Genomic DNA, 17,392 nt, shown 5'->3' with positions numbered 1-17,392 from the left:
ATAAATTTGAAAGTGTTTATCTAAACAGCTTTTCTGCCCACTTCGTTAAACCGGCGGTGACACTACCAAAGTTATCACCGCTTAACATCTCAATATCACCCAGTCGTTGTTTTAACGCCGCCTTTAATAGTGGCGATTGCGCACTACCGCCCGTTAGATAAATCACATCAGGTTGTGTTCCGGCCTCTTGAATGGCCTGTTCGGCCAAGGTGCAGATTTGCTCTAAACTGTTTTCTAAAGCTCCGGCTAATTGTGCATCGGTAATCAATTTAGCTAAGTCTTTACCAATAAAGCCCATATCACAGTGACTCTGCGGATCAGCACTTAATGCGATTTTCATTAATTCAGCTTGTCTTACTAAACGGTGTGAAAGCTTGTTTTCTTGTACTTTGATTAAACGCTGTAGCCGTTCTGGCTGCTCTATCTCGCGAAGCATCGCGGTTAAATCACGATGGTTTTTATCTGAGTAGAAGTCACTTTGCATTTGCAGATCGTTGATTTTACATGCTTGCCAAAACAACTGGTTAGGCATAGGAAGACCAGACTTAAACTTATCGTCACGGCCCAGTAAATCTGTTAGTTCATGAAACGCCAATGCTATGTCTAAATCATTACCACCAATACGCTTACCAGTATGCGATAAAAAGTCGGCATTTCTACAAGCATTGTCTCTAAAGCTTGGTCCCATTTGTACAAACGAGCAATCTGAAGTACCTCCGCCGATATCGACCACCAGTACTTTTTTGTCAGCCGTTAAGCCAGATTCAAAATCAACACCCGCAGCCAAAGGCTCAAATAAGAATTCTACTTCTTTAAAGCCTGCACGTTTTGCTGCTGTGGTTAAAATGCTAACCGCTTGTTGGTTGCTTTCTTCACCACCAATGGCCTGAAAGTTTACCGGACGGCCAATAACAGTGTGTGTCAGTTCATATCCCAGCTGTTGCTCTGCACGCCGTTTGATTTGCATGATCATGGTGCTGGCAATGTCTTCAAAAAAGGCGATTTGTTGTGGCTTTAAACCCACTGCACCGAAGAATGATTTTGGCGATTTAACGAAATAGCCATCTTCTGGAAAGTCGATATACTCTTCTATGGCAGCCTGACCAATAGAAATACCGGTATCATAAGACTCCAAGTCTAAGTCACGTTTAATAGCCGGTACAGTATTTAAAAGGTGCGCCCTAGATTGTCTAAAGCCCTCTACATCACCCTGCTTTAAATTATGTGCGACATAGTCTGAGATCAATGCGTTATGCTGTGCATATAAAGTCGAAGGCAAATAGTGTTTGTTGTTTTCTAATTTAACGAGTGTCACTTGAGAGTCACGCATCACACCCATTGCACAATTAGAACTACCGTAATCAAATCCAACTATCATTATTAACCTCCGACACAAAAAAGGTCGCGCAGAGTATCACAGATAAAACGAGTTTAAAATATTTCTCTCACCCTTAAAAACCGCGCAAAACGCGGCTTGTTGTATTTAGTTTTATCTTGATAACGATAGGTGATCACTGTACCAATTTGGGGCGGTTTTGCTCTGATTGCATCGGTAAGCCCCGACCCAATTTTAAACTCAATGCCATCATCTAAATTGCGCACGAGCAAAGCGCCCGTTTTGCCTTGGTACTTACCCTTGCCTTCGCTATAACCAATTACCACTGCTTCAGCGTCTGTGTAGGGCTTATATTTTAATAGTTGTGGTGAACGGCCAGCTAAATGTGTAGCGGTGGCTAAATGTAACATGACACCTTCTCCACCTCTTGCTACCACTTCATCAAAGTAATCATTTAATTGATCTCTGCAGGCAAAGCTTTGCTGTTGTACTGCTTGAATATGAGGCCGATTGAGTACAGTGACCAATTGTAGATACTTTTTATAGCGCTCAGCAAAAACGCCTGAGACTTTTGGCATATCAAAGATCATATATTTTACTTTGCGCCAATCCTCGTCATTACCATTCAGCTGTCTTGCTAATCCACTGATAAATTCAAACTGCCCATAATCGACCCAAAGTTCTCCATCTAGGTAGGTGTTTGGCAACGTTTCTGTAAACCAAGCTGGTGCATAAATTAGGTTACCGCGTCGAGTTTTAAGTTGTGTGCCATCCCAAATGGCACGCACACCATCATATTTTTCACTCACTAAATAATGTTCGACTTGGTGAGTATCGTTGAATACAGAAGCTAATTGTGCGGGGGAGGTATTCGCCCAAGAAGCTGAGCTTAACAATAAAAAAGCTAAAAAATAGGAATAATACATACGCATTGCTCCTTATGCGCTGAAGTAAAATTAATAATGAGTTTATACTTCCTAGCTGCCCTCATTATCTGAAGTATTGTGACCTTTATATCGTTTAAATATAGGTATTTTTTTGAATATACTCCCAAGCCTCACTAAGATCATTGGCAATAAAACTAGCCTTGCTGTGATCTTGAGATTTCGAGTATTCATGAGGGATAACAATTGTCTGTACGCCCGCTGCTGTCGCACTTTGAAGACCCGTAGCACTGTCTTCTAAAGCAAATGCTTCCAGGGGCTTTATAGACAAGAATTCAAGTGCCTTTAAATATGGCTCAGGATCGGGTTTTGGGTTGATTACATCGTCTTTGCATATCGTCGCATTGAACAAATCAAATAATTCGTAGTGCGTTAATAAAGGAATAGCTTCATTGCGTGTGCTGCCTGTTACTAACACCAAGGTAAACTGCTGTTTAGCTGCATTAAGGAAAGCTTTCACGCCTGCTAATAATCTTGGCTTTACCTGCTCAGATGTAGAAACAAACTGCTGATTTTTTTGCTCACATAGCCACTGAGCTGAGACATCTAAATGATGCCGTGCTTTTATTACTGTTGCGGCTTGTAAGGTAGGGACACCCGCAAACTCTAAGCAAAAAGCTTGCTCTGTATAACGAATGTCAAAAGGAGATAAAACATGTTGCCAGCTGTCATAATGAACGACCTCAGAATCAACCAAGGTACCGTCAAAATCTATCAATAATGCTCGTTTTTCCACGTTTCTCTCCTTGAATTAGTTGCTTTTAGCTTATTGCTTTAAGCTCTCTGGTACTTCTGCTGTTGCTTCTTCACCTGATTCAACCTCTACAAGCGTATAGCCCCGAGGTTGGCGTACTACTTTTAAGATTGGCTTTTCAAACGCAGACTTTAAACGGTCTGTATCAGCTTGAAGCTCTTCAACTGTGCGGCCAAAAGGTGCAGCACCTGTTTCAGACCAATTTGTTACTTTACCATTTAAGTTATATTCAACTTCGTGAATTTGATAAAGCGCCGCTTCATCTTTAGTTGCTTCACAAAAAATAACACGGTAATTCCAAAATCCAGACATAATTTTTCTCTTACTTTCAATTTAGGGCAACTTTACCAGCTCATTTTATTAATACCAATCCTCAATGTGACTTATTTGAGAGTAATCGGCAAAAGACTAAAGACTATGTTTTCGAAATATAAAAAAACCCGCAAAAATGCGGGTTTTTACTAAAACAAATTTCTATTTCGAAATAAGATTAGAAGAAGCGTACTTTAAATTCAGCACCAATGTAACGCTCTTCATTTAACATACCTGTGTTGTTATTGAAGTCTACGCCACCAATAACCACTTGCTCGTCAAATAAGTTACGTACAAATACAGATGCTTCATATTCGTTGTCGCCAGCTAGCCACTGGTAACCTGCACGTACACCTGCTTCAAATAACGCTTCACCTTTGAACTCAACCGCTTCATATAAGAAGAAGTCAATTTCGCTACGGTAAGACACATCTGAGTAGACGAAGAAATCGCCACCCTCAAGTTCTTTGGTGTAACGAAGAGTCGCGTTCGCAATCCACTCTGGCGCGTGTGGTAAGCTGTTACCATCTAAAACCGCTAAACCGTTCTCTACTTTGTTTGTTACCGTACACTGAGCACACACTTGAACAGCTAGGTCTTTATCGCTCAGCTCAGTTTTGTTGTAGCTCAGGTTAAATGTTGCGTTTAACTCGTCAGTTAAAACCCACTCTGAGTCAAGCTCGATACCGTAGCCCGTTGTCTTATCAGCATTGATCAGACGGTTAAAGTTAGCGTCGCCACCTACAGCTGTTAACTGTTGGTCATTCATCTGGTAATAGAATACTGTCGCGTTAACACGGCCTTGACCATCTAAAACATCAGACTTAATACCTGCTTCAATTGAGTTAGTCGTTTCAGACTTAGCAACTGTTACTTCATCACCAAATAAGATACGCCCCTGAACACTCGGCGCACGGAAACCGTTAGCGATACGTGCGAATAGGTTAATATCATCAGTGTACTTATAGGTTGCACTTAAGTCCCAAGATACATGGCTGTCATCCGGGTTTGCAGAGCCCTCTTTAAAGTCTGTTGCTCCTGTAAATGGCACTGGTGTTTTCGTGCGCTTCGCATAAAACTCTTTTTCATCGTTAGAGTAACGAATACCAGCTGTTACTTTTAGTTCATCAGATACTGTGTAATCAAATGAACCGAATAGTGCCCATGCCGACGTACTTTGGTCTTGGATTGCATAACCGTTTTGTAAGCCATAATTGTTTGCTGCTGCGTCCCAAGCAAACGTATCAAAACTGAAGCTTTCGATTACTAAATCTTCTTCATATAAGAACACACCTACTTGGTAGTTCATATCGCCAGAGAAGTTACTTGAAAGACGAAGCTCTTGAGTATATTGGTCATGCTCAGGGATTGCATCAGCAGTTTCAGATGCAAACGGGATAACCCCTGGGCCCATTGCTGGTAAGAATGATGCACCATAACCACCATCGACGTCTGCACGAGAATAGATTTCAGCACTTTCCCAACCAGTGATCGACGTTACTGTGTGCTCTTTTAGATCCCATTCAAGTTTAAGGCTTAAACCTTGAGTATTAACCTGTTGAGTAGAACGAGAAGCGGCGTCGTGATAAACAACATCATTGTCATACAATGGGTTAATGTTATTTGTGCCTTTTTCGATTAGGTTTGCACGGAATGCAATTGGACGACCGTCAAGGTCGCGCTTGTGGTAATTTAAAAGACCGGTGAAGTCATCACCTTCATATAAAAACTGAACACGTGCTGCTTTTTCATTGTAACCACCAAGCGAATCTTCTTTTTCGAAGCCCGGTGCTTTAACGTCGATGTAGTCTGGACGATCTTGAATAAGTAGAGAAACACGCGTTGAAAGTTTGTCAGTAAGACCAGTACCTACTGCACCTTCAAAGTCTACTGACCCTTTGCTACCGTATGACACCGCACTGTATGCATCGAACTCTTGGCTTGGCTTAACTGAATCAAACTTTACAAGACCTGCTGGCGTATTACGGCCAAACAGTGTGCCTTGTGGGCCTCTAAGTACTTCGATACGCTCGATGTCAAATACAGGGAAACCTTTAAGAATAGGGTTTTCTTGAACTATTTCGTCTACAACTAATGAAACAGGCTGTGACGCGTTCAAGTCAAAATCGGTATTACCCAAGCCACGAACATAAAAGCGCGGGAAAGTACGGCCGAATGATGATTCAACTGATAAACTTGGGATTTTTGCGTTCATGAAGCGAATATCCATACCCGCTGAGCTATATGCGTCTAATCCATCGCCTTGTAGGGCTGACACAGACACAGGTACTTCTTGCGCATTTTCAACACGTTTACGTGCTGTTACCTGAATAACTTCTAGCTGATTGCTTTTAGCTTCTTGCTCTTCAGCATGCGAGATGAACGAAGTACTTGCTACAGTAGAGAACAACGCTGCATTGACTAAAACTGCTAACGTAGATCTTTTGATTGCTTTCATGTTTGGGGTAAACCTTTTATAAGCACTCTATTGTTCAACGGTAAAATATGGGCGCCGTATCACATTGGCGTGATTAGTTCAATTTTTCGCCTATACTGAACGTACAATGCGGACCTTAGAGACGAGAGTGCAAAACGAATTCTAAGGCTGAATCTAACAGCATAATTATAACAGCAAATTTCAAATTTGCTTCAAATAACCCCAAAAAAGCCAGAAATAATAAATTTTATCTACAATATTACCGATTTTAACAACTTTTATTTTGCCACCAAAAAAACAAAACAAGGACATTTGTCCTGTATCGATAGTGAAAACCGTTAAAATTAACGCTTTATTTGGGTAAGGGAGAGTTTTAAGATTTGTACAGTAAATAAACTGACTAAAGTGAAGGAGAGACTATTTTTAAAAAATCCGCTTTTCTGTTTTTTTCATCATAGCGAATAACCGCAATGCCAGCTGTAGAAAAGATTGGCATATCACCTGGGCTCAATTGATCGACCAAATAACTTACAATTGGCATGTGCGCTACTAAAAGCCAGGTATCAATCTCTGGATTCAAGCTCATTAAAGTTTCGAGGTAATCAATCGCAAATCGCGCATCGCCACTGGGGACAATATCTTTACTTACTTCAAAATAATCTACGGGGTTGTGTTTAATAACTTGCTCGCCTGTTTGCTGCGCTCTAATAAAAGGACTTACGAGTATCGCTTTGGGCTGATAATGCGCTTTAATCCATAGCGCCATTTCACTCGCTTGGCTTACTCCACGCGGGGTCAGCGCTCTTGCGGCATCATCAGCTTGCATAGGCTCGGCTTCACCATGGCGCATAATTAAGATTGTTTTCATAAAACCTCAAACACTTAGAGTAATAATTTTCAGTAAAGCAGTAGCAACTTAGCCACTTTGTTCGCTATATTAAAACAAAACACATGACAATCCAAAGAACCTTAGCAGCGGTAAGTTAGTTCAAATTGGCCTCATCTCTTAATTTATATCGGCGGCAGACACTTGAAAATTAGCAATAATGATAAACGCAGCTATCAAACTCTTACACTCGACAATGGTCTAAAAGTACTGCTTGTACAAGACCTAGATTCAAAAAAATCTGCAGCCTCACTGACTGTCAATGCAGGGCATTTTGATGATCCTAAAGATCGTCAAGGTATGGCACATTTTATTGAACACATGCTGTTTCTCGGTACCAAAGCCTACCCAGACCCCGGTCAATTCTCTCAATTCATAAGTCAAGCAGGCGGGCATTGTAATGCATGGACAGGCACAGAACACAGTAGCTATTTTTTCGATTGTGATCATCAACAATTACATGCCGCGTTAGACATTTTCAGCCAGTTTTTTATTGCTCCTTTATTCGACAAACTTCAAGCAACGAGTGAGCGGAATGCGATAGATGCCGAATACAAGATGAAAACCAAAGATGATGGTCGACGCATCTATCAGGTTCATAAAGAAACGGCAAACCCTGCTCATCCATTTGCAAAATTTGCCGTTGGCAACCTCGAAACTTTAGAAGACCGAGACACTTGTATCTCAGACGAGTTACGTCAATTTTTCAGCATACATTATCTTGCCCAATGGATGACATTAACCATTGCAGGACCTCAATCTTTAAATGAGTTAGCCGATATGGCTAGACAATATTTTTCTAAGGTTCCTTCAAGCCAAAGTAATAAACCCGCTATCTCTGTTCCTCTTTATCGAAGCAATGATTTGGGTAAACTCATTCATATAACGCCTAAAAAGCAAATGCAAAAACTGACTGTTAGCTTTGCTATGCCAAATATTCATAATCTTTACAAATCCAAAAGTTTAAGCTTTCTAGCTCACTTGATTGGTTTTGAGGGCGCGGGCTCGCTGTACTCCATATTAAAAGCTCAGGGTTGGATCAATGCACTTTCAGCCGGTGGCGGAGTCAGTGGAAGTAATTATAAAGACTTCAATGTCAGCTTTGCCCTCACAGAACAAGGCATTGAATTTTACGAAGACATTATTGAAATGTTATTCGAATACATAGCACTTATCGAGCATAAGTTTGCCGACTTACCTGCACTCTATGCCGACAAACAAGCTTTATTAGAAATCGCCTTTAACAATCAAGAACCGAGCAAATTAGTTGAGTGGGTTAATGCGTTAAGCGTTAATATGCACCACTTCGATGAAGCGGATTACTTGTACGGTGATTATGTTATGACAGGGTTTGAGCCCCAATTACATAAAAAACTTTGCAAGTATTTGTCTGCGAAGAACATGAGAGTTGTTTTAATTCACCAAGGCGTTGCAACTAATAGACGAGCTCAGTGGTATAACACCGCTTATCTAGTAGAAGATTTACCCGAACATTGGCTTGAGACACTTGATAGGATAAAACACCCTCTTCCTGAAATGAAGCTGCCTAGCGTCAATCCTTATCTAAAAGCAAAACAAGTTTTACACACTAGCGCGTCTTCTTTCTCTGTACCAAAAAAACTTGCATTTAAAGAGGGGTTAAATTTCTGGTTTAAACAAGACACAGAGTTTAAAGTCACAAAAGGCCACCTTTATATTGAGTTAGATTCAAAAGTCGCGGTCAGTTGTGTTAAAAACATGGCACTCACAAGGTTATTGGCTGATTTATTGATGGACAGTCTCGCTGAGCCTTTCTATTCAGCAGAGCTTGCTGGGCTTAATTATCATATTACCTCTCATCAAGGTGGTTTGACGCTAAATACAGCAGGCCTCTCGGCAAATCAGCCGGAATTTGCAATAGAGTTACTCAACTATATTTTATCTCAGGGCATTAGCCCAATTCGATTTGCTGAATATAAGAAACAACTGTCGAGACATTGGCTTCAACATAATCATAATAAACCTGTGTCTGCGCTATTTAGCGTTTTAGGTGCAAGTCTAATGCCATGGAACCCTGCGCCTGAGGACTTAGCGCAAAGTCTAAAAAGCATTACATTTAATGAGTTCAATGAATTTAGGCGTGCATTTTTTGAAGCCATACACATAAAAGCATTCATGTATGGTAACTGGCGTGAAAGTGATGCAGAAAATATGCTTAGTAGTATTAAAGAAATCTTTAAAGAGAGCGAAATATTAGAAGATTTAAAGCGTCCTCTTATAAAACTGAAACAACACATGACGCATACTTTATTTAAAGAACAGGCTGAACATGGATTACTGTATTATATTCAAGCAAAAACGTCGGATGTTGGTGAAAAAGTGCAACTTATGCTCATTAATCAACTAGTACAACATTTGTACTTTGATGAACTCAGAACCAAGCAACAATTAGGTTATTTAGTAGGCGCAGGTTACGCTCCCTTTAATACTCGTGCAGGGCTTGCGTTTTACGTCCAATCTCCAAATAGTTCAGGCCAATTAATACTGAAAAGTCATGAGGAGTTTATCAACATGTTCTTAGATAACTTGTCTAAATTGAGCTTGGACGAATTTTTAGATGCTAAACAAGCTTTAGAGCTACAAATTGCAGAAAATGACAAAAATTTGAGACTAAGAGCTCAGCGACTTTGGGTCGCAATAACCAATGAAGACCACAACTTTTCAATGCAATCTAGATTACTCACAGCACTTCGCGCATTAACAAAAGATGCTTTCATCAACAGTGCTATATCTTTGATAAGTAATAAAGACTCTCACGCAACGTTAACTTTCAACTGATAAGGTTCTGTTATCTACTTTACTCTCAGTTCAGCATAGATTAGATTAAGCGTTGTTCTAAGAAATAAACATCTATGATTAAAAATATAACAATAATGATGTTCATAGCGTTATTAAGCTCATTATTTAGTATGCCTTTGATGGCATTTGAGTTTAATCAGCATAGCCTAGGAATTAGTATTTATTGGCTAGCTCCTGTGGGCTTAATGACATTGTTCACCACTTATTTGCTATTTATAAACCGCAGGCTAAGGCGTTCACAGCAAGACTTGGCTATGTCTGAATTACGCTTAAAGCGGACTGTTGAGGGTAGTGGTGATACATTATGGGATTGGAACATCAGCTCAGGAGAAATTATACGCATAAACGATAAGTACATGGTATGCCAAGACCCACCTGAAAAAAATGTACACTTTTTACCCAACGCACATCGCATTCACCCTCAAGATCTTTCTTTAGTAGACAAATTACTTAAGCAACATTTTGCCGAGCAAACTGCTTTTTTTGAGGCAAGTTACCGTCTAAAAGATACATTAGGTCAATATCACTGGGTGTTAGATCGTGGAAAAATCATTGAAAAAGATGCCAATTTAAATCCTGTAAGAATGACAGGCACTGTGCGTGATATTAGCCACCTAAAAAGTACCGAAGAGAGACTCAACTTATTCGCTAAATGTGTCGAATCTCTTACTGACGCCATTGCTATTTATGATAAAAACTATCAACTTGTGGATGTTAACCCGAGCTACTTAAAGCTCTTTGGGGGGTTGAGAACTCACAATATCGGAAAGCCGTTCACTCTCCCTGGGTATGATGAAAGATACATCCGTGAAATCAAATCAAACCTAAGAAAGTCAGAACATTGGCAAGAAGAACTTAAACTCAGAAACTTTAAGAACATCTTATTGCCAATCGAAGTCAGCATTGATGAAATAAAAAACAGTCATGGCCAGGTAACAAACTATGTGGTTATTTTTTCAGATTTAACCGAACGTAAAAAAGCAGAGTCACAACTTCACAATCTCTCGAACAGAGATAGAACAACAGGTCTTCCAAATAGGAACTTGTTTTTCACCAACTTAAAAAAGTTAGCGCAACAAGATGTCCACCACGCACTACTTGTCTTTGACTTAGACAACTTCAAAAAGATTAATGATTCTCTAGGCCATCAACTTGGCGATAGTTTGCTTGCGAAACTGGCAATGCGCCTCAACAAATTAGCTCGCCAGCAAGATACTTTTTATCGTTTAGGTGGCGATGAGTTCGCATTAGTGATGACAGGCACGAATGATATTCACACCATTACCAAAACTGCTAAGCAGTTTTTGGCAGCCATTGCAACGCCATTTAAAATGGCCAACCATGAACTTGTGATCACCTCTTCCGTTGGTATTGTGCTATTTCCTGAAGATGGAGCAACGCCAGAAATCTTACTTAAGAATGCAGATACAGCCATGTATCATGCAAAACAAAAAGGTAACCACTACTTATTCTTTAACGACTCTATGAACGAACAAGCCGTTAAACGGTTACAAATCGAAAACCTGATGCGTTTTGGTTTAAAAGAAGATCATTTTGTCGTTTATTACCAGCCTAAAATGGACATCAAATCAGGTCTGCTTGTCGGCATGGAAGCGCTAGTGCGTTTTATTACCCCTAAAAAAGGTATTATAAGCCCAGGTGTGTTTATTCCTATCGCAGAAGAAACAGGACAAATCATTGATATTGGTGAGGTAGTGCTCGACAAAGCTTGTAAAGATGTAAAACGATGGATAGATCAAGATTTATTTGACGGTCGCGTTGCCGTTAATTTATCTGCAAAGCAATTTAGTTTGCCCGACCTTACCACGCGCATCGATATCATCTTACAGAAAAACCATTTGCCCTCTTACTTTCTTGAGCTTGAAATCACTGAAGGTACAGTCATGGACGACCCACAAGAAGCCATTAATATTATGCGCTCGCTCAGTGCCAGAGGTATTCACCTGGCGATTGATGACTTTGGTACAGGTTATTCATCACTGGCTTATCTAAAGCAGTTTCCTCTGAATACGTTAAAAGTCGATAAAGCTTTTGTCGACGACATGCACAATGAGCGTGGTCGGAATATGGTAGACTCGATTGTAACAATAGCTCAAAACCTAGAGTTACACGTTGTCGCAGAAGGTGTTGAAAAGGCGGAGCAACTGGCAATATTAGAAGAGTTAAATTGCCAAACTGTGCAAGGGTACTATTACTCTAAGCCCCTTTCAGCTGACGAGTTTACTGAGTTTTTGAAACAACAAAGAGTTGTCAAAAATAAACAAGTTAAACCAGATTTAAAAGTAGTTAGCTAGCTGTTCAGGTTACCTTAAAGCACTTTAGTTTTCCCATTTGCATATTTCTTAAAATAGCCATTCTGTAATGCACTCTCAAAAACACCCAACAAATAGGACCAACAGCCAAACTAAATGCAACCCAACGCTTTGTCGGCATGCCTAGGCGAATAGTTTCGCAATATATGGCCATTGCACTTAAAAGCAAACAAAACATCACTAACATTAGCACTCCCCTTCAAACTGGCGAATTATACAGCAACCAGCATAAAAGAAGCACAAAAAAACGTTTAATTGTTGCAAAATATTGCATTATTTCATTTAATACCAAGCCATAATTTCACTCTTAAAATGGTATTTTATTCATTTTTTCATAACTAACTGATTTATAGTGAGGTTAAGTGAAATTTAAACTGGTCGTCATGGCGAGGTTTTAGCACAGTTTTTACGCACAGGTTTTGTGAGTGTAAAGAAAGGCGTTTATTGACTATTGCTCATCACTTTCGAGCAAACTGAGTTCCCAGTTTACCCAATTGTGTAAGCAAACTCAGTAAACAGACTAAAATGTTTTTTCTTAAGATTATTGTCTTTACGAATTAAGTGCTAAACTCAAACCATGTGGTTTTAATTAATAGTTACTTCAAGGATAAGAGCTATGAATAAACAAAGCGTACATGATTATTTGCAAAGTAAACCAGGCGCGTTTATAACGCAGCCTTTTTCGCAGGATAGCGATGTTTACAAAGTGCAACATAAAATGTTTGCCACCCTTTACGAAGGTAAAGAAGGTCAGCTAGACGAAAACAATGAGCCTGTTTTTTGGTTAAATGTGAAGTGTGATCCTGACGAGGCATTAATACTTAGAGATAAGTACGAATCAATTTTGCCGGGTTATCACATGAATAAACGCCTTTGGAATACGATTGTCCTTGATGGCACGGTACCTGAAGACGAAATCAAAAAGTTTATCGATGACTCTTATCAGATTGTTGTTGATAACCTACCTACAGCTCAGAAAGAAGCATTAGCGAATCTTTAATAACCTGAGTATACGTGTAATGGCCTCCCTCGTTATCTGACGAGGGCCATTCCACTTCCCCTTCGTATGAAGACTACCAATATGAAAAAAGTCGCTTTACTCACCAGCGGTGGTGATGCCCCAGGCATGAACGCTGCTATTCGTGCAATTGTGCTTAATTGTGCTTAATTGTGAATATAACAATTTATCTTGTTTTGGTTTTTATCATGGTTATAACGGCAAAATAGAAGACCATCTGCTTCCTTTATCTAGCCAATTAGTTAATGCCGAAATAAAAAATGGTGGCACCCTATTAAAAAGTGCGCGTTGTCCTGCCATGATGACTAACACGGGTGTAAAGCAAGCATGTAACACGCTATTAAAGCACGAAATTGACGCCCTAATCGTAATTGGGGGAGATGGCTCATTTCATGGCTTATTAGCAATTAAGGCCCATTGGCATGGTCAAGTTATTGGCTTACCTGGCACCATAGATAATGGACCTTTATGGCTGTGATAAAACCATAGGTTTTGCGACTGCGGTTAATACCGCAACGCAAGCAATAGATAAAATCAGAGATACCGCTAACGCATTTGATAGAGTGTTTATTGTAGAGGTTATGGGTAGACACAGTGGCCATATCGCCTTTCAAGTTGGCTTATCTTGTGGTGCTGAGAGCATTTTTTCATTCGAGAATTACAGCAATGAAAAACACGACATCATACTCGAAGACCTAATTGAGAAAATACAGAAACAACAGCTAAATCGCCATGCAAGTTATTTAATTTTAATAGCAGAGAACTTATGGCCTGGTGGTGCTAATGCCCTTCAAGAGCAATTAAAGTCTCAGGGGAACATTGAAAGTGCAATTTGTATTTTGAGTCATACGCAAAGAGGGGGAGACCCCGTCCCTGAAGATAGAGTGCTTGCCACTCAACTTGGACTACAAGCTGTTGATGCCTTAATCAAGGGTGAAGATAAGGTTATGCTTGGCTTAAGTGCAGCGCAACTGACCAAAACTGACCTAAACAAAGCTGTTTCAATAAATAAACCAGTGAGCGATGAACTAGTCAACGCCCACAAAGGTCCACTCACCCACTATTTAAAATAGGTCAGCATTTAGCCATAAGTGTAAAACAATACTTACTGCATACCCCAGTGCAATAACTGGGGTCCATTTAAGATGACCAAAGAAAGTATAATAACCTCGAGCTTGCCCCATCAGTGCCACACCCGCCGCTGAACCAATTGATAACAAGCTACCACCAACGCCTGCAGTCAAAGTAATTAACAACCATTGACCATGTGACATTTCTGGCTGCATTGTGAGTACTGCAAACATCACTGGAATATTATCAATCACAGCCGAGATGACACCAAGAAACACATTCGCAGCGGTTGTTGACCAACCTCCGTACAGTACTTCAGACATCAAGCTCAAATAGCCCAAGAACCCTAGCCCACCAACACACATCACAATACCGTAGAAAAACAATAATGTATCCCACTCCGCACGCGACACTTTGCTAAATACATCAAACGGCACGACACTGCCTAATTTCGCTAAACGTTCCTTATCACCCTGTTGTTCTGCCAGTGCTTTTTTGCGAGCCAAAGACCCCGGTAATGTTACTCTTAGGAAATAACCAAAAAACTGAAGATAACCTAGCCCCATCATCATGCCTAATACAGGTGGAAGGTGTAAGAAACTATGGCACGCAACTGCTGTTGCCACGGTAAATAAAAATAATGACAAAATACGTAAGGCACCACGTTTTAATTCAACTTCTTCATAAGCCGCAGTTGGTTGTTTATTCTCAACATAAAAACTCATAATAGCCGCAGGGACTAAGAAGTTTGCTAAAGAAGGTATAAATAAGACTAAGAACTCACCAAAGGTCACCATACCTGCTTGCCAAACCATCAAGGTCGTAATATCTCCAAACGGGCTGAATGCCCCACCAGCATTAGCTGCAATGACAATATTGATACAAGATATATTGATAAAGGGTTTATCACCTTCAGCCACTTTCATCACCACGGCACACATTAATAGCGCGGTAGTTAAGTTATCCGCAATGGGTGAAATAAAGAATGATAAAAAGCCCGTGATCCAAAATAGATTTTTATAGTTAAAGCCTTTGCGGATCATCCAAGCTCTTAAAGCATCAAAAACTCGGCGTTCTTCAAGCGCATTGATATAGGTCATTGCTACCAACAAGAACAGCATCAGCTCTGCGAATTCGAGTAAATTATGTCTAAATGCCTCTTCGGTAACATGAGGGATATTTTCACTGACGTAAAAGCTGCCAATGAGGATCCAGATTAAACCTGCACCCACCAGCACAGGCTTAGACTTTCTCAAATGTAACTTTTCTTCCAACATAACTAGGGTATAAGCCAGAATAAAAATTGCGATTGCAGCAAAACCTACCGCAGAATTTGTTAAGTCTAAGTGAGCACCTGCTGCCCAAACTGAAGGAGTAAAGCTAGCTATCAAAGCTAATAGAAGTAGAAGTGTATAGCGCCGAAAGGACATGTTATTGCCTACTATGATAGTCAAAAGAGAGTATTTAAGTAGGCAATAAAATAGCACAACGGCAGTGATTACCAATTGTACAGAAGTCTATATTTACTATTTTTCCGCGGTTAATTTTTCAATAGCTAAAATTAATACCAACCCAGTAATGGCAAGCGCAATACATAACAATGTCATTGGGTCTTGCCCATTTAATGTTGCAAATTCTGAAGGCGAAATATTTTGCTGCATGAGCGGCTTTTCAATGCCCTTTGAATTAGTGTAAGTCGTCAGCACTTGTTTCCACGGCCAAAGTAGATTCAAAGAGCCAACTAAAAAGCCTGCCAATAATGCAAAAGTTAACTGCTCAAAGCGACTCAATAACCAAGCCAGAAAACGAGAAAAGACCATCAGGCCAACAACACAGCCCATCAAGAATAAGGCAATTAACGCAAATTGTTTTTCTGTCACGGCTGTCAGAACATGGCCGTACATTCCCAATAGCAATAATATAAAACTGCCCGATATACCAGGTAATATCATCGCACAAATGGCAATCGAGCCGGCAACAAAATAAAACCACCAACTCGGATTCGCTTCAGCAGGTGACATTGACGTAATAGCGTATGCGATTAACGCGCCTAAAAGACAACTTGTCACTGTCTTTAGGTTCCAAGCTTTAACTTGCTTTGCAACATAGATAAAAGAGGCAATGATCAAGCCGAAGAAAAATGCCCACACAAGTAGTTTATGATGTTCCAGTAAGTAGGTGATCAGTTTTGCTAAAGAAGCGGCGCTTGTTAATAGTCCAGCGAAAAGCGTCACTAAGAAGGTCCCGTCTATATAGCGCCAAGTGGCTTTAATGCCTTCTTTTTTAAGTAATAAAAGTGCATCTAAATTAACACTTTTTATGGCATTTAATAATCTGGTATAGATGCCAGTAATAAATGCTATCGTACCACCCGATACGCCTGGCACAACATCAGCGGCCCCCATGCCAGCACCTTTCAAAAATAAAAATAAAAAGTCACGCTTACTTTGCAACTGCGACATAGTGTCCTTTTCTCCTAATCAAAACAGCGAGTCATGTTATCCTAAATTGGTTTAGACAAGAACCACTCTCAGCTTTGATAATGCAAATTATGTTTCTAAAGTAATGCTTACATTGCCCGATAATGTAATTATGTAAACCAATTAAAATCACTATGCCCTATTTTATTGCATTTATGATGTTGCTATTTGCCACGCCTGCGCTCAACGCAGCACCGAGTGAGCATGTAATACCTACGGAACCCAAAGTGTGGCACCAACAAGATCTGAAAAATTATATAGATGCCAGTAATATCATCAATATAACGGTTAACGAGCAACCCTTAGATGTGTTATTTCAAACCTACATGAATGCAACCAAACGTGGCATAGCGATTATCTTACCTGATATTGGCCACTCACTGCTGTCTTCAAATGGAAGCCAATTTTTACAACAGGCCCTCGCTGATGATGGCTACGATACGTATGTTTTGCCTTCACCAGCAGTGCTATTTGAATCTTTAGAAATACCTGACTTTACACAAGAGCAACAACCTAATCCATTTGCTAAAGCGGTGTTTTTTCAATCTGAAAGCATGCTTAACGAATACAAGAATGAGCTGGCAGCACGTTTTCAAGCATTGACACAGGAGCTGAGCAAAATGCCTGATGAACATATTGTGGTTATAGCACTCGGTACCAGTGCGGGCGTATTTGCAGAGCTGATATCAGAGCAACCGCAGCTTCCCGTTGATGCATTAGTCACTATCAGCGCGCATCTCCCCCACCCAAAACGCAATAAAGATTTAGCCGCAACATTTTCCCTTGTTAGCCCCCCTTTGCTAGATATTTTTTATAGCAATGATGGGCCTGCGGTCACGCAGAGTATTTCGAATAGAAAGCGCTGGGCAAAGAGAAACAGTAAGTACGATTACAGACAAAGGGAGCTGTTTGGGCTAAGTCACGAGCTGAGGCAACACCAAAGACTGAGAAAAGAAGTGAACGGCTTTCTCAGTCATCTATAA

At 40.2% G+C, this 17,392-nt stretch carries 14 protein-coding genes; 6 read left to right on the top strand and 8 right to left on the bottom strand.

The features are described from left to right. Nucleotides 1-16 precede the first annotated feature (16 nt). From yegD to sixA, 6 genes are all read right to left on the bottom strand, one after another. Nucleotides 17-1,378, bottom strand: coding sequence for a molecular chaperone (gene yegD / locus ABMY35_RS16510; RefSeq protein ID WP_349287208.1), 1,362 nt, complete (start codon nucleotides 1,376-1,378; stop codon nucleotides 17-19). Nucleotides 1,379-1,431: 53 nt separating this feature from the next. Continuing rightward, a complete protein-coding gene (locus tag ABMY35_RS16505; RefSeq protein WP_349287207.1) occupies nucleotides 1,432-2,262 on the bottom strand; it encodes a DNA ligase in 831 nt (276 codons plus the stop codon). Between the two features lie 94 nt (nucleotides 2,263-2,356). After that, nucleotides 2,357-3,016: an HAD family phosphatase gene (locus ABMY35_RS16500; protein ID WP_349287206.1), complete on the bottom strand. Its 660-nt coding sequence runs from the start codon at nucleotides 3,014-3,016 to the stop codon at nucleotides 2,357-2,359. Between the two features lie 30 nt (nucleotides 3,017-3,046). Next, nucleotides 3,047-3,346, bottom strand: coding sequence for a hypothetical protein (locus tag ABMY35_RS16495; RefSeq protein ID WP_058029251.1), 300 nt, complete (start codon nucleotides 3,344-3,346; stop codon nucleotides 3,047-3,049). A 178-nt stretch (nucleotides 3,347-3,524) separates the two neighbouring features. Continuing rightward, nucleotides 3,525-5,804 carry a TonB-dependent receptor gene (locus ABMY35_RS16490; RefSeq protein ID WP_349287205.1) on the bottom strand — a complete coding sequence of 760 codons (2,280 nt, stop codon included), beginning with the start codon at nucleotides 5,802-5,804 and terminating at the stop codon, nucleotides 3,525-3,527. 379 nt (nucleotides 5,805-6,183) lie between these two features. Then, nucleotides 6,184-6,651: a phosphohistidine phosphatase SixA gene (gene sixA, locus ABMY35_RS16485; protein WP_349287204.1), complete on the bottom strand. Its 468-nt coding sequence runs from the start codon at nucleotides 6,649-6,651 to the stop codon at nucleotides 6,184-6,186. Between the two features lie 162 nt (nucleotides 6,652-6,813). Between sixA and ABMY35_RS16480 the strand changes: the two genes are divergently transcribed. The 5 genes from ABMY35_RS16480 (at nucleotide 6,814) to ABMY35_RS16460 (ending at nucleotide 13,931) form a co-directional block, all read left to right on the top strand. Beyond that, nucleotides 6,814-9,486, top strand: coding sequence for an insulinase family protein (locus tag ABMY35_RS16480; protein ID WP_349287203.1), 2,673 nt, complete (start codon nucleotides 6,814-6,816; stop codon nucleotides 9,484-9,486). Between the two features lie 74 nt (nucleotides 9,487-9,560). Further along, a complete protein-coding gene (locus ABMY35_RS16475) occupies nucleotides 9,561-11,822 on the top strand; it encodes an EAL domain-containing protein (protein WP_349287202.1) in 2,262 nt (753 codons plus the stop codon). Between the two features lie 634 nt (nucleotides 11,823-12,456). Further along, nucleotides 12,457-12,840, top strand: coding sequence for an MmcQ/YjbR family DNA-binding protein (locus tag ABMY35_RS16470; RefSeq protein ID WP_349287201.1), 384 nt, complete (start codon nucleotides 12,457-12,459; stop codon nucleotides 12,838-12,840). A 160-nt stretch (nucleotides 12,841-13,000) separates the two neighbouring features. Beyond that, nucleotides 13,001-13,336: a 6-phosphofructokinase gene (locus tag ABMY35_RS16465; RefSeq protein ID WP_349287200.1), complete on the top strand. Its 336-nt coding sequence runs from the start codon at nucleotides 13,001-13,003 to the stop codon at nucleotides 13,334-13,336. Continuing rightward, entirely contained in the window at nucleotides 13,317-13,931 is a 615-nt protein-coding gene (locus ABMY35_RS16460) for a 6-phosphofructokinase (protein ID WP_349287199.1), read from the top strand. The genes ABMY35_RS16465 and ABMY35_RS16460 overlap by 20 nt, the downstream gene beginning before the upstream one ends. Here ABMY35_RS16460 and nhaD read toward each other — a convergent pair. Then, on the bottom strand, nucleotides 13,923-15,359 hold the full coding sequence (nhaD, locus tag ABMY35_RS16455; RefSeq protein WP_349287198.1) for a sodium:proton antiporter NhaD: 1,437 nt from the start codon (nucleotides 15,357-15,359) through the stop codon (nucleotides 13,923-13,925). The genes ABMY35_RS16460 and nhaD overlap by 9 nt on opposite strands. A 96-nt stretch (nucleotides 15,360-15,455) precedes the next feature. Next, nucleotides 15,456-16,391: a DUF368 domain-containing protein gene (locus ABMY35_RS16450; protein ID WP_349287197.1), complete on the bottom strand. Its 936-nt coding sequence runs from the start codon at nucleotides 16,389-16,391 to the stop codon at nucleotides 15,456-15,458. 152 nt (nucleotides 16,392-16,543) lie between these two features. On the opposite strand from ABMY35_RS16450, the gene ABMY35_RS16445 reads away from it, so the two are divergent. Beyond that, complete coding sequence (locus tag ABMY35_RS16445) at nucleotides 16,544-17,392, top strand: DUF3530 family protein (RefSeq protein WP_349287196.1); 849 nt, start codon at nucleotides 16,544-16,546, stop codon at nucleotides 17,390-17,392.

The sequence above is a fragment of the Pseudoalteromonas sp. BZB3 genome, assembly GCF_040104455.1.
In the GTDB taxonomy this organism is placed as follows: domain Bacteria; phylum Pseudomonadota; class Gammaproteobacteria; order Enterobacterales; family Alteromonadaceae; genus Pseudoalteromonas.
The sequence above is the reverse complement of the archived record's forward strand: the minus strand, read 5'-3'. Positions and strand labels throughout refer to the sequence as shown.

Excerpts from the sequence above, each read along its gene's own strand:
- ABMY35_RS16470 (WP_349287201.1), top strand. The coding sequence starts at position 12,457 with ATGAATAAACAAAGCGTACATGATTATTTGCAAAGTAAACCAGGCGCG.
- ABMY35_RS16450 (WP_349287197.1), bottom strand. The coding sequence starts at position 16,391 with ATGTCGCAGTTGCAAAGTAAGCGTGACTTTTTATTTTTATTTTTGAAA.
- ABMY35_RS16495 (WP_058029251.1), bottom strand. The coding sequence starts at position 3,346 with ATGTCTGGATTTTGGAATTACCGTGTTATTTTTTGTGAAGCAACTAAA.
- ABMY35_RS16490 (WP_349287205.1), bottom strand. The coding sequence starts at position 5,804 with ATGAAAGCAATCAAAAGATCTACGTTAGCAGTTTTAGTCAATGCAGCG.
- ABMY35_RS16505 (WP_349287207.1), bottom strand. The coding sequence starts at position 2,262 with ATGTATTATTCCTATTTTTTAGCTTTTTTATTGTTAAGCTCAGCTTCT.
- yegD (WP_349287208.1), bottom strand. The coding sequence starts at position 1,378 with ATGATAGTTGGATTTGATTACGGTAGTTCTAATTGTGCAATGGGTGTG.
- ABMY35_RS16460 (WP_349287199.1), top strand. The coding sequence starts at position 13,317 with ATGGACCTTTATGGCTGTGATAAAACCATAGGTTTTGCGACTGCGGTT.
- sixA (WP_349287204.1), bottom strand. The coding sequence starts at position 6,651 with ATGAAAACAATCTTAATTATGCGCCATGGTGAAGCCGAGCCTATGCAA.
- ABMY35_RS16445 (WP_349287196.1), top strand. The coding sequence starts at position 16,544 with ATGCCCTATTTTATTGCATTTATGATGTTGCTATTTGCCACGCCTGCG.
- ABMY35_RS16475 (WP_349287202.1), top strand. The coding sequence starts at position 9,561 with ATGATTAAAAATATAACAATAATGATGTTCATAGCGTTATTAAGCTCA.
- nhaD (WP_349287198.1), bottom strand. The coding sequence starts at position 15,359 with ATGTCCTTTCGGCGCTATACACTTCTACTTCTATTAGCTTTGATAGCT.